This is a genomic window from Achromobacter marplatensis, from assembly GCF_002209535.1.
Lineage (GTDB): Bacteria > Pseudomonadota > Gammaproteobacteria > Burkholderiales > Burkholderiaceae_B > Achromobacter > Achromobacter marplatensis.
This window is the reverse complement of the sequence record NZ_NJIG01000003.1, coordinates 357533-369783: the sequence shown is the minus strand read 5'-3', so window position 1 is coordinate 369783 and position 12251 is coordinate 357533. Positions and strand designations below refer to the sequence as shown.

The following is a 12251-nucleotide window of genomic DNA, read 5'->3' as shown; positions in this document are numbered from 1 at the left end:
CGAAGCGCGAAGAGCTGGATTTCGCTGCCAACAAAACAAGTCCGGGGTGCGCTGAGCGGGAAACCGCCGGAAACTTCCAGGAATCTCCTGGAGTGTCCGGGTCAGCGCCAGGCAAGTGTGCGGTGCAAGGCTCTCGTCGTGACGGCCGTCTGGGTTTATCGCGGCAGCGTAGTTTGTTTATTGCGGCAGTGATCGGTCGGCCCGGTTAAAATTTTGTCCATCCCGCGTGTTGCGGGAAATCGCGCGCAACACCACCCAGGGTGTCAGCCAGATGCTGATGCAGGTGCGGCGCAAGAAATCAACCCTTGGAGAATTACATGTCTTTGATGCGCGAAATGCTGGAAGCGGGTGTCCACTTTGGTCACCAAACCCGTTACTGGAACCCCAAGATGGCTCAGTACATCTTCGGTCACCGTAACAAGATTCACATCATCAACCTGGAAAAGACGGTTGATAAGTACCAGGAAGCCACCAAGTTCGTGAAGCAGCTGGCTGCTCGCGGCGGCAACATCCTGTTCGTCGGCACCAAGCGCGCTGCACGCGACCTGGTTGCTTCCGAAGCTGCCCGTTGCGGCATGCCCTACGTCGACGCCCGCTGGCTCGGCGGCATGCTGACCAACTTCAAGACGGTCAAGACCTCGGTCAAGCGCCTGAAGGACATGGAAGTCATCGTCGCCGACGGCGGCGCTGAGCGCATGATCAAGAAGGAAGGCCTGCTGTTCCAACGCGAACTGGACAAGCTGAATAAGTCGATCGGCGGCATCAAGGACATGAACGGCTTGCCCGATGCCATGTTCGTCATCGACGTCGGCTACCACAAGATCGCCATCGCTGAAGCCAAGACCCTGGGCATCCCCGTGGTCGCCGTGGTTGACACCAACCACTCGCCCGACGGCATCGACTACGTCATCCCCGGCAACGACGACTCGGCCAAGGCCATCGCGCTGTACGCCAAGGGCATCGCCGACGCCGTGCTGGAAGGCCGCGAACAGAACCTGAACGGTCTGGTCGAAGAGCAGGGCGAAGGTCAGGAAGAGTTCGTCGAAGTGCAGGACAACCAGGCCTAAAGCCTGCTGTCATGTCCGGCGGTTAGTGTCTGGGAGCGGCTCTGAACAAGGTCCGCTCCCGCCTCGCCGGCACTGCGAAGGTGGGCTCCCATCTTCCGAACCCGCCACTCGCGGGCGTCCCATCGAATCAAATCACTGCCCCGGCGAGCCGGGGCGTGTCTTAGCAAAATTGGAGCAAACATGGCTGAAATTACCGCTGCCCTGGTCAAGGAACTGCGCGAGAAGACCGACGCGCCCATGATGGAGTGCAAGAAGGCCCTGACGGAAGCCGAAGGCGACCTGGTTCGCGCCGAGGAAATCCTGCGCGTCAAGCTGGGCAACAAGGCCAGCAAGGCTGCTGCCCGCGTCACCGCCGAGGGCCTGATCGGTCTGTTCATCTCCGCCGACGCCAAGCAAGGCGCCGTGATCGAAATCAACTGCGAAACCGACTTCGTCGCCAAGAACGACGACTTCGTCGGCTTCGTGAACAAGCTGGCTGAGCTGGTCGCCACGCAGAACCCGGCCGACGTGGCCGCTCTGTCGGCACTGCCGTTCGGCGACAGCACGGTTGAAACGACCCGCACCGCCCTGATCGGCAAGATCGGCGAGAACATCTCGATCCGCCGCTTCGAGCGCATCCAGACCCCGAACTCGCTGGCCAGCTATGTGCACGGCGGCAAGATCGGCGTGCTGGTGGAATACACCGGCGCCGAAGAAGTGGGCAAGGATCTGGCGATGCACATCGCCGCCACCAAGCCCAAGGCCCTGAACGCCGACGGAGTGAACCCGGCCGACATCGCCGCCGAGCGCTCGGTTGCCGAACAGAAGGCCGCCGAGTCGGGCAAGCCCGCCGAAATCGTCGCCAAGATGGTTGAAGGTTCGGTTGCCAAGTTCCTGAAGGAAGTGACCCTGTTGTCGCAGCCGTTCGTCAAGAGCGACAAGCACACGGTCGAGCAGCACCTGAAGGAAAAGGGCGCTTCGATCAGCAAGTTCGTGCTGTTCGTTGTCGGCGAAGGTATCGAGAAGAAGACCAGCGACTTCGCCGCTGAGGTTGCCGCAGCCGCCGCCGGCGCAGCCTGACCTCGGGGTAGTGCTTAAAGGCCGGCACTAGATTAAATTCTAGTCCGGCCTTTTTCGCCGCAGGCCATCCCAAAGCGCAGGTCGCCGAGGGGCAGCAAACCCGAGTAGCGGGTGCGGTGTTGGGGGTCTCCCCCATTCTTGTCTTACACTTTCGTCGGATTGTTCTTCGGGATATCACCTATGAGCAGCAGAGCATACAAACGGGTTCTTCTCAAACTTTCCGGCGAGGCGCTGATGGGCGATGATGCATTTGGCATCAATCGCGCCACCATCGTCCGCATGACCGATGAGATCGCTGAGGTCGCCGCCACGGGCGTCGAACTGGCCATCGTCATCGGCGGAGGTAATATTTTCCGTGGCGTCGCCCCGGGTGCGCAGGGCATGGACCGCGCCACCGCCGACTACATGGGCATGATGGCTACCATCATGAACGCGCTGGCGCTGCAAGACGCGCTCAAGCACAAGGGTATCGACACCCGCGTACAATCCGCCCTGAACATCGATCAGGTCGTTGAGCCCTACATCCGCCCGAAGGCCTTGCGTTACCTGGAAGAGGGCAAGGTAGTCATCTTCGCCGCGGGTACCGGCAACCCCTTCTTCACCACCGATACGGCCGCCGCCCTGCGCGGTGCTGAAATCGGCGCTGAGATCGTGTTGAAGGCCACCAAAGTGGACGGCATCTATAGCGCGGATCCCAACAAGGATCCCACCGCTACGCGTTATGCGCGCATCAGCTTCGATGAAGCGATCGTTCGCCGTCTGGAAGTCATGGACGCCACCGCGTTCGCGCTGTGCCGTGACCAGAAACTGCCGATCAAAGTGTTTTCGATCAATAAGTCCGGCGCGCTCAAGCGAGTCGTCAGCGGCGAAGACGAAGGCACGTTGGTACACGTTTAAAGAAAAGGAAATTCCATGAGCGCCGCAGAAATTCGCAAATCCGCCGAAGACAGGATGTCCAAGTCGCTTGATACCCTCAAGATCAACTTGGGCAAGATCCGTACGGGCCGCGCCCATACCGGCATCCTGGACCACGTGCAGGTCGAGTATTACGGTTCGCCGGTGCCGGTTGGCCAGGTCGCCAACGTGAACCTCGTGGACGCCCGCACCCTGAGCGTGCAGCCCTACGAAAAGCAGATGTCCGGCCCGATCGAAAAGGCCATCCGCGAATCGGATCTGGGCCTGAACCCGATCTCGATGGGCGACACCATCCGCGTGCCGATGCCGGCGCTGACGGAAGAGCGCCGCCGCGACCTGACCAAGGTCGTGCGCAGCGAAGGCGAAGATGCCAAGATCGCCGTGCGCAACCTGCGCCGCGAAGCGAACGAAGCATTGAAGAAACTGGTCAAGGACAAGGAAATCTCCGAAGACGACGAGCGTCGTTCGCAGGACGATATCCAAAAGCTGACCGATCGCGCCGTGGCCGACATCGACAAGATGGTCGTCCAGAAAGAAGCGGAAATCATGACCGTATAATTCTGAAGCGCCCTGGAGCCAAGCGGCTTGCCCGTTTTGCTCCGGCGTAAGGATTTCTTGCCTATGCGCCGTCCTTTCCATTGCCCCGCAGCACCGCTATGCAGCAGCGATGGAACGACGGCGCAGGTTTTTCTCCCGCATTTTTGATTTTCGCCGGTCTACCGCGCATTTCCCGATCCATGGCAACCAGTTCGACCCAGGCGGTTCCCGATACTCGCGACATCCCCGAGCACGTCGCCATCATCATGGATGGCAATGGCCGGTGGGCAACGCGTCGGTTGCTTCCCCGCACGGCCGGACACGCCAAGGGCGTGCAGGCAGTGCGCCGCGTCGTCGAGGCCTGCGGCCGCGCCGGCGTGCGTTACCTGACCTTGTTCGCGTTCAGTTCCGAGAACTGGCGCCGGCCCGCCGAAGAAGTGTCGCTGTTGATGCGCCTGTTCGTGCAGGCGCTGGAACGCGAGATCGGCAAGCTCGAAGAGCAGGGCGTCCGCCTGCATGTGATCGGCGACCTGAGCGCGTTCGAGCCCCGCTTGCAGGAGCTCATCGTCGCGGCCCAGGCGCGTACCGCGCACAATGACCGCCTGCACCTGACGGTGGCCGCCAACTACGGTGGCCGCTGGGACATCCTGCAGGCCACCCGCGCCATGCTGGCGGCTGAGCCGGCGCTTGCCACCCGCCCCGAGCTGGTGGACGAAGAGCGCTTGGCCAAGCACCTGTCCATGTCCTGGGCGCCGGAGCCCGACCTGTTCATCCGCACCGGCGGCGAACAGCGCATTTCCAACTTCCTGATCTGGCAGATGGCCTACGCGGAGTTCTACTTCACGGACCGCTATTGGCCGGATTTCGGCGCCGCAGAGCTGCAAGCGGCTTTTGACTGGTATCGCACCCGCGAACGGCGCTTTGGCCGCACCAGCGCGCAAGTCAGCGAAAACGGCGCGCAATAAGCAGACGGCGACCAGCGCGTCTTTCCAAAGCAGCACACGAGGAGACCGTCATATGTTGGGCCAGCGTATCGTTACCGCCGTCATTCTGTTGGCCATTCTGGCGGCCGCGATGATCAGCGCCAATCCCTGGTGGTTCGTCGCCTTGCTCGCCTTGGCTGCCGCGTGCGCCAATTGGGAGTGGCTGCGCCTGACGTTGCCGCAACCCCCGTCCCCCCTGATTTCCGTCGGCGTCGCCGTGCTGCTGTTTGCCGGCATGCTGGCGCTGACTTCCGCCTGGCTGACGGGCGACGGAACCGGTGCGAGCGACCCGGCCTGGGTGCTGTACTACGTCGTGCCTGCCGTGGCCGCCGTCTGGTTGTTCGGCGGCGTGACCGCGGTGGTCCGCGGGCGCTCGGACGCCGCGCCCGCCAGCCTCGGCTGGTCGACGTTTTCGGTGCCGGCGGCATTTGCCGCGTGGGCGGTGCTGGCGCAGATGTTCATGGCGCGCGGTGCGGGCTTCGTCGTGTCGCTCCTGGCCTTGGTCTGGGTTGCGGACATCGCAGCCTATTTTGCCGGCCGCGCCTTCGGCAAGCGTAAACTGGCTCCGCGAGTCAGTCCGGGCAAGACCATCGAAGGCGCCATCGCGGGTGTGCTGGGCGCCGTGGTCTGGATTGGTCTGTCCAGTTTGTGGTCGGGTTCGTTCGGCGCTGCCTTGGTCGAGCGCTGGAGCTTCTGGCTGGCTTTGCCGATCGCCGCGCTCCTTGGCGTGCTGTCCATTGTGGGGGACCTGTTCGAGTCGCTGCTCAAGCGCCGGGCTGGCCGCAAGGATTCCAGCACGCTGCTGCCCGGCCATGGCGGGGTCTATGACCGTATCGACGCGATTCTTCCCGTCGCGCCGTTCGCGCTACTTTTGTCTGGAGTGTTGTTTTGAGGGCTTTTCAACGCGTCGTCGTGCTGGGGTCGACTGGTTCGATCGGTGAGAGCACGCTGGATGTGATTGCCCGCCATCCTGAGCGGCTGGCGGTCTACGCGCTGTCCGCGTACAGCCGCATGGAGCGTCTGGCGGAGCAGGCTGAGGCCAGCCGCGCCGCCGTCGTGGTGGTGCCCGACGAGGCTGCCCGCAAGCGGTTTGTCGCGGCATGGGCCGGATCCCTGCCCATGCCTGAAATTCGCGTGGGCGCCCAAGCGCTTGCCGACACTGCCGCCGACCCGCAATGCGATTCGGTCATGGCTGCCATCGTCGGTGCTGCCGGCCTGCCGGCGGCGCTGGCCGCCGCCCGCACGGGCAAGCGCGTGCTGTTGGCCAACAAAGAGGCGCTGGTTGCCGCAGGCTCGCTCTTCATGCAGGCAATTCGCGACAACGGCGCAGAATTGCTGCCTATCGACAGCGAACATAACGCCATCTTCCAGTGCATGCCGCATGGCGGGCGTGCTGGCGCGCCCGACGCGCAGGCCCCCGGTGTTCGGCGCCTGCTGCTTACGGCGTCGGGCGGCCCCTTCCGGAACCATGACCTGGAAGACCTGCACGAGGTGACCCCGGACCAGGCGTGCGCCCATCCCAACTGGAGCATGGGACGCAAGATTTCGGTCGATTCGGCCACCATGCTGAACAAGGGCCTGGAAGTGATCGAGGCGCATTGGCTCTTTGCCATGCCGGCCGACCGCATCGAGGTCGTGGTGCATCCCCAAAGCGTCGTGCATTCGATGGTGGAGTACAGCGACGGATCCATCCTGGCGCAACTGGGCCAGCCCGACATGCGCACGCCCATCGCCTACGGCCTGGGATTTCCCGAGCGGCTCGATAGCGGCGTGGGGCCGTTGGACCTGACCCGACTGGGCCGCCTGGACTTCGAAAAACCCGATCTGGCCCGCTTCCCGTGCCTGGCGCTGTCGTTCGCCGCGTTGCGGGCGGGGCAGGCGGCCTGCGTGGCGCTCAATGCCGCCAACGAGGTCGCCGTCGAGGCGTTTTTGGGCGGACGGCTTGCCTATACCTGGATTCCCCGAGTGATCGAGGCCTCCCTGGAGTGGCAGGCGCGGCAGGCATCTGTTACGCTCAACAGTCTTGACGATGTGCTTGCGCTGGATTCCGACGCGCGCCGCTTCGCAGGTAACCTGGGGCTGGCCTGAGGGCCGGCCGCGCTTGCTTTCAGATTTTCTAGATCCCGATCCCGATGCTTTTCACCCTGCTGGCCTTTGCGGTTGCGCTTGGCTCCCTGATCATCTTCCATGAGCTGGGACATTACTGGGTAGCCCGCCTGTGCGGGGTGAAAGTGCTGCGTTTTTCGGTGGGCTTCGGCAAGGTCATCCTGCGCCGCACGGATCGCCACGGCACGGAGTGGGCGGTTTCCGCCTTGCCGCTGGGCGGCTACGTCAAGATGCAGGACGATCCCCCTCCGGGCGCCTCGGCTGCCGAGGTGGCCAGCGCCTTCAACAACAAGTCCGTCGGCAAGCGTATTGCCATCGTTGCCGCGGGTCCCATTTTCAACCTGATCCTTGCGGTCTTCCTGTATGCCGGCCTGAACATGGCCGGCACGGATGAGCCGCAAGCCATCATCGCTCAACCCGCGGTGGATACGCCGGCTGCCCGGGCCGGCCTGCTGCCCGGCGACCGCATCCTGGCAATCGACGGCCAGGAAGTCAGCTCCTGGTCGGATGCCCGCTGGCGCCTGATGGATGTCATGGCCACGGGCGGCCGCGCCCAGATCGAGGTCACGACGCCATCTGGCGCCGTCCAGCAGCGTGAACTGAATCTACCCGCCAACGCGATGGACCCGTCCGGCGGCGATCCGCTGGCTGCGGCCGGTATCCGTCTGGCCCAGCCCAAGCCTGCCGTGCGCGCCGTCAACGACGGCGGTGAAGGGCAGGCGGCAGGCCTGCGCCAGGGCGACCTCGTCATCGCGGTCAACGGCCAGCCCACGCCGGACACCGGCGCATTGGTCAAGCAGATCCAGGAAAGCGCCGGCAAGACGCTGTCGCTGACCCTGGTGCGAGACGGCGCCAATATCTCGCTGAACGTCACGCCGCGCCCTGAATTGGTCAACGGCCAGGAAATCGGCCGCCTGGGCGTGCAGCTCGGCGGCGATATTCCGATGGTCACCGTGCGCTACGGCATTTTCGAAAGCGTGTGGCGCGGCGCCGTCCGCACCTGGGATACCGCCTGGTTCTCGTTGCGCATGATGGGTCGCATGGTGACGGGCGACGTGTCGTGGCGCAATGTCAGCGGCCCCGTCACGATTGCGGATTACGCCGGCCAGACCGCCAGAATCGGCATTGTTGCGTATATCGCCTATATCGCGTTGATCAGTATCAGTCTGGGCGTACTAAATTTGCTCCCCATTCCTATGCTGGATGGTGGCCATCTGCTGTACTATCTCGTCGAAATTGTGCGGGGTAGCCCGCCGCCAGCGAGGTGGATCGATATCGGACAGCGCGCCGGCATAGGTTTATTGGCAGGCCTTATGGGGCTTGCGCTGTTCAACGATTTCACGCGTTTGTTCACTTAAACGCGATTTAGCATAAAATCCCCCGCCATTTGCACGACCGAGGATACTCAAGGATGTCTTTTCGCCGGATGTTTCATCACAAAAAGGGTGTACTGCCGGGTCTGATCGCCGCATTGCTGCTGCCGGCCATGGCCCAAGCCTTCGACCCTTTTGTCGTGCGGGATATCCGCGTAGAGGGTATTCAACGGACAGACGCCGGCACGGTGTTCGGCTATCTGCCCGTCAAGGTCGGCGAAAAGTTCACGGAAGAAGAAGCGACCGAAGCGATCCGCCGCCTGTACGGCACGGGTTTCTTCACCGACGTGCAGATCCAGACGGACAACAACGTGGTCGTTGTGGTCGTGCAGGAACGCCCGACGATCGCCTCCGTCAACTTCAACGGCATGCGCGAATTCGATTCCAAGGCCATCACCACCTCGCTTGGCCAGGTAGGATTCGCCGAGGGCCGCATTTTCGACCGTTCGATGCTTGAACGCGCGGAATACGAACTGAAGCAGCAGTACCTGTCCAAGGGCAAGTACGGCGTCGAAGTGACGTCCACCGTGACCCCGCTGCCGCGCAATCGCGTGGGCGTGAGCTTCGACGTGTTCGAAGGCTCCGTGGCGCGCATTCAGCAAATCCGCTTCGTCGGCAACAAGGCCTTCTCGGAAAGCGATCTGCTGGACGAGTTCAAGCTGACGACGCCGGGCTGGCTGACCTGGTACACCGACACCGACAAGTACTCGCGCGAAAAGCTCGAGGGCGATCTGGAACGCCTGCGCTCGTTCTACCTGGACCAAGGCTACCTGGAATTCTCGGTCGAGCCGCCGCAGGTCACGATCTCGCCGGACCGCAAGGACATCAACATCACGATCACCGTTCACGAAGGCGAACCCTACAAGGTCCGCAGCGTGAAGCTGGCCGGCAATCTGCTGGGTCTGGACAAGGAAATCAACGCGCTGGTGCAGACCAAGCCGAATGAAACGTTCTCGGCTGCCAAGGCCAACGATTCGGCCAAGGCCATCACCGACTACCTGGGCGAGCTGGGTTACGCGTTCGCCAACGTCAACCCGAACCCGCAGCTGGACCGTGCCAAGCATGAAGCCGATCTGACGTTCTACGTCGACCCGAGCCGCCGCGTTTACGTGCGCCGGATCCAGATCGGCGGCAACACCCGCACGCGCGACGAAGTCGTGCGCCGCGAAATGCGCCAGCAGGAAGCGGCCTGGTACGACGCCAAGGACATCAAGACCTCGCGCGACCGCGTCGATCGCCTGGGTTACTTCAGCGACGTCAACGTCAAGACCGATCCGGTCCCGGGCTCGCCCGACCAGGTCGACGTCAACGTCGACGTGAAGGAAAAGCCCACCGGCATGATCAACCTGGGTGTGGGCTACGGCTCGTCCGAAAAGGCGATTCTGTCGGCCGGTATCAGTGAAGACAACGTTTTCGGCAGCGGCACCAACCTGACGCTGCAGTTGAACACCAGCAAGACGAACCGCGCGATCGTGCTGTCGCACACCGATCCGTACTGGACCAAGGACGGCATCAGCCGCACGACGTCCGCGTACTATCGCGTGACCGAACCCTGGAACAACAACGACGGCGATTATCGTGTCAAGGCGATCGGCCTGGGCATGAACTTCGGCATTCCGATTTCGGAATACGACCGCATCTTCCTGGGCGCGAACTTCGAACACAACCAGATCGACCTGTTCACGAATTCGCCGCAGGCCTACAAGGACTTCGTCGGCCAGTACGGTGATTCGACGAATTCGGTGATCTTCAGCACGGGCTGGTCCAACGACACGCGTGACAGCGCGCTGGCGCCGACCAAGGGTTCGTATACGCGCCTGAAGGCGGACGTGTCCACGGTCGACCTGCAATACACCATGCTGACCGGCCAGCAACAGTACTTTGTGCCGCTGGGCGGTTCCTACACCCTGGCGCTTAACGGCATGGTGGATTGGGGCCGCAGCTACGGCAGCAAGAACTATCCGATCATCAAGAACGTGTATGCCGGCGGTATCGGCACCGTTCGCGGCTACGAAGGTTCGTCGCTGGGTCCGCGCGATACGCTCACGGGCGATTATCTGGGCGGTACGCGCCGCGTGATTGCCAACGCGCAGTTGTACCTGCCGTTCCCGGGCGCCTCGAAGGACCGCACGCTGCGCTGGTTCATCTTCAGCGACGCGGGTCAGGTGGCGGCGGGCAGCGGTTTGAGCTGCACCCGCGGACGTAACAACACCGAGGTCGAAGATCCTTGCGGCTGGCGCTTCTCGGCCGGTGTGGGCTTGTCGTGGCAGTCGCCGATGGGTCCGCTACAGCTGTCCTACGCTCGTCCGCTCAATTCCAAGGCGGGTGACGACAAGCAAAGCTTCCAGTTCCAGATCGGGACAGGTTTCTAAGCGCGCCGTTACGCTTGAAAACAAGGGAGGGGCCTACCGGCCCGGCTCCCTTGCTGTTTAGTGGCACAATACATACTTTGGCTTTGCCTTACTGGAAGGTGAGATTTTCATGATGTCTGATTTCGCACTTAAATCATCGAATACGCCGGGTGCCAAGCGCCGTGGCAAGCTGGGCGGCTCCATTGCCCTGGTGGGTGCGCTCATTCTCGGTTCGGCTGCTGCGATTCCCGCACAAGCTCAAAACACCAAGATCGGCTTCGTCAACACCGAGCGGATCCTGCGTGAGTCGGGCCCGGCGAAGACGGCGCAAAGCAAGATCGAAGCTGAATTCAAGAAGCGCGACGACGAACTCCAGCGCCTGAACAACAGCCTGCGTTCGCAAGCCGAAAAGTTCGACAAGGACGCGCCTGTCCTGTCGGAGTCGGACCGCGTCAAGCGTCAGCGTGAACTGTCGAACCTGGATACGGACCTGCAGCGCAAGCGCCGCGAATTCCAGGAAGACTTCAATCGTCGCCGCAATGAAGAATTCTCGGGCATCGTGACGAAGGCCAACGAGGCCATCAAGCGCATCGCCGAGCAAGAAAGCTACGACCTGATCATCCAGGACGCCGTGACGGTCAACCCGCGCATCGACATCACCGACAAGGTGATTCAGAGCCTGGGCAAGTAAGCAGTACCCGTCGAGTTATGCCGGTTTTACTGGATCTTGCCCGCGCGCCGACGCTTGAAGCACTGTTGAGCGCTGCCAATACCCAGGGCATGGACTGGCGTATCAGCACGGCCCCCGGCGCGGACCCCTTGCGGGTCTGCGGCATCGGGACCCTGTCTTCGGCAGGCAGCCAGGAAATCGCTTTCCTGGCTAACCCCCGCTACCAGAGCCAGCTTGGCTCGACGCAGGCAGGGGCGGTCATCGTCTCCGCCGACGTCGCCGAGGCCCTGGAAGCCGAAGGGGCTGTCCGGCCGCCGTTCGCGCTGGTCGTCTGCAAACATCCCTATTTGCTTTACGCGCGTGTGGCGCAGTGGTTCGATGCGGCCCGGCGGCCTGCGGAGCCTGCCGCCACGCATCCTTCGGCGGTTGTCGCGTCCGACGCGGTGATCGAGGAAGGCGTGCGTATCGGCCCCAATTGCGTCGTGGAAGCCGGTGCACGCATCGGCCGCGATACGGTATTGGGGCCGGGTTGCGTCATCGGCGCCGGATCGTCCGTCGGGCCGGGAAGCCGGCTGCATGCGCATGTCACACTGTACGAAGGCGTGAAGGTGGGCGCGCGGGCGATCATCCACAGTGGCGCCGTGCTGGGCGCGGACGGATTCGGCTTTGCGCCGGATCCCACGCTGGGCAAGGGCGCCTGGGGCAAGATTCCCCAGCTGGGCGGAGTGACGGTCGGCGCCGACGTTGAAATCGGGGCCAACACCACGATCGACCGCGGCGCGCTTGACGACACCCTGGTGGCGGACGGCGTCAAGCTGGACAACCAGATCATGGTGGCGCACAACGTGCGCATCGGCGCGCATACCGCTGTGGCGGCGTGCGTCGGGATCGCGGGTTCGACCACCATCGGCGAACGCTGCACCATTGGCGGCGCGGCGATGCTGTCGGGCCACCTGGTCCTGACCGACGACGTCCACATATCGGGCGGCACTGCGGTGACGTCCAGCATTTCGAAGCCTGGCCGCTATACCGGGGTGTTCCCGTATGCGGAACATGGCGAATGGCAGCGCAACGCAGCCGTGATACAACAGTTGGCGCAACTGCGCCGCCGCGTGCGGACGCTGGAAAAAGACTAGGGCGCGCGGTTGCCGCCCTGGCGTGCACGCGCCAAAATTATTTCATTTCGCAGG

Annotated in this window: 11 protein-coding genes; all 11 read left to right on the top strand. The window is 63.0% G+C overall.

The features are described 5' to 3' along the window. The first annotated feature begins 317 nt into the window (after positions 1–317). The 11 genes from rpsB to lpxD all read left to right on the top strand — a co-directional run bounded on the left by rpsB (position 318) and on the right by lpxD (position 12197). A complete protein-coding gene (gene rpsB / locus CEY09_RS08700) occupies positions 318–1067 on the top strand; it encodes a 30S ribosomal protein S2 (protein WP_006223442.1) in 750 nt (249 codons plus the stop codon). A 180-nt stretch (positions 1068–1247) separates the two neighbouring features. Further along, complete coding sequence (gene tsf / locus CEY09_RS08695) at positions 1248–2126, top strand: translation elongation factor Ts (protein WP_006223441.1); 879 nt, start codon at positions 1248–1250, stop codon at positions 2124–2126. Between the two features lie 180 nt (positions 2127–2306). Further along, a complete protein-coding gene (gene pyrH, locus CEY09_RS08690; protein WP_006223440.1) occupies positions 2307–3023 on the top strand; it encodes a UMP kinase in 717 nt (238 codons plus the stop codon). Positions 3024–3038: 15 nt separating this feature from the next. Next, positions 3039–3599 carry a ribosome recycling factor gene (gene frr / locus CEY09_RS08685; protein ID WP_088588332.1) on the top strand — a complete coding sequence of 187 codons (561 nt, stop codon included), beginning with the start codon at positions 3039–3041 and terminating at the stop codon, positions 3597–3599. Positions 3600–3778: 179 nt separating this feature from the next. Next, positions 3779–4543: a polyprenyl diphosphate synthase gene (uppS, locus tag CEY09_RS08680; RefSeq protein WP_088588331.1), complete on the top strand. Its 765-nt coding sequence runs from the start codon at positions 3779–3781 to the stop codon at positions 4541–4543. A 52-nt stretch (positions 4544–4595) separates the two neighbouring features. Beyond that, on the top strand, positions 4596–5453 hold the full coding sequence (locus tag CEY09_RS08675) for a phosphatidate cytidylyltransferase (RefSeq protein WP_088588330.1): 858 nt from the start codon (positions 4596–4598) through the stop codon (positions 5451–5453). Further along, positions 5450–6649, top strand: coding sequence for a 1-deoxy-D-xylulose-5-phosphate reductoisomerase (locus CEY09_RS08670; protein ID WP_088588329.1), 1200 nt, complete (start codon positions 5450–5452; stop codon positions 6647–6649). The genes CEY09_RS08675 and CEY09_RS08670 overlap by 4 nt, the downstream gene beginning before the upstream one ends. 44 nt (positions 6650–6693) lie before the next feature. Further along, the gene (gene rseP, locus CEY09_RS08665) at positions 6694–8025 is read left to right on the top strand and encodes an RIP metalloprotease RseP (RefSeq protein ID WP_088588328.1); all 1332 of its coding nucleotides are present in this window, start codon (positions 6694–6696) and stop codon (positions 8023–8025) included. 53 nt (positions 8026–8078) lie between these two features. Beyond that, positions 8079–10412 carry an outer membrane protein assembly factor BamA gene (gene bamA / locus CEY09_RS08660; RefSeq protein ID WP_006223433.1) on the top strand — a complete coding sequence of 778 codons (2334 nt, stop codon included), beginning with the start codon at positions 8079–8081 and terminating at the stop codon, positions 10410–10412. A gap of 109 nt (positions 10413–10521) precedes the next feature. Continuing rightward, the gene (locus CEY09_RS08655; RefSeq protein ID WP_088588327.1) at positions 10522–11082 is read left to right on the top strand and encodes an OmpH/Skp family outer membrane protein; all 561 of its coding nucleotides are present in this window, start codon (positions 10522–10524) and stop codon (positions 11080–11082) included. A gap of 17 nt (positions 11083–11099) precedes the next feature. Then, complete coding sequence (gene lpxD, locus CEY09_RS08650; protein WP_088588326.1) at positions 11100–12197, top strand: UDP-3-O-(3-hydroxymyristoyl)glucosamine N-acyltransferase; 1098 nt, start codon at positions 11100–11102, stop codon at positions 12195–12197. Positions 12198–12251 lie beyond the last annotated feature (54 nt).

Coding starts and splice junctions, on each gene's coding strand:
- rpsB (WP_006223442.1), top strand. CDS start 318: ATGTCTTTGATGCGCGAAATGCTGGAAGCGGGTGTCCACTTTGGTCAC.
- tsf (WP_006223441.1), top strand. CDS start 1,248: ATGGCTGAAATTACCGCTGCCCTGGTCAAGGAACTGCGCGAGAAGACC.
- pyrH (WP_006223440.1), top strand. CDS start 2,307: ATGAGCAGCAGAGCATACAAACGGGTTCTTCTCAAACTTTCCGGCGAG.
- frr (WP_088588332.1), top strand. CDS start 3,039: ATGAGCGCCGCAGAAATTCGCAAATCCGCCGAAGACAGGATGTCCAAG.
- uppS (WP_088588331.1), top strand. CDS start 3,779: ATGGCAACCAGTTCGACCCAGGCGGTTCCCGATACTCGCGACATCCCC.
- CEY09_RS08675 (WP_088588330.1), top strand. CDS start 4,596: ATGTTGGGCCAGCGTATCGTTACCGCCGTCATTCTGTTGGCCATTCTG.
- rseP (WP_088588328.1), top strand. CDS start 6,694: ATGCTTTTCACCCTGCTGGCCTTTGCGGTTGCGCTTGGCTCCCTGATC.
- bamA (WP_006223433.1), top strand. CDS start 8,079: ATGTCTTTTCGCCGGATGTTTCATCACAAAAAGGGTGTACTGCCGGGT.
- CEY09_RS08655 (WP_088588327.1), top strand. CDS start 10,522: ATGATGTCTGATTTCGCACTTAAATCATCGAATACGCCGGGTGCCAAG.
- lpxD (WP_088588326.1), top strand. CDS start 11,100: ATGCCGGTTTTACTGGATCTTGCCCGCGCGCCGACGCTTGAAGCACTG.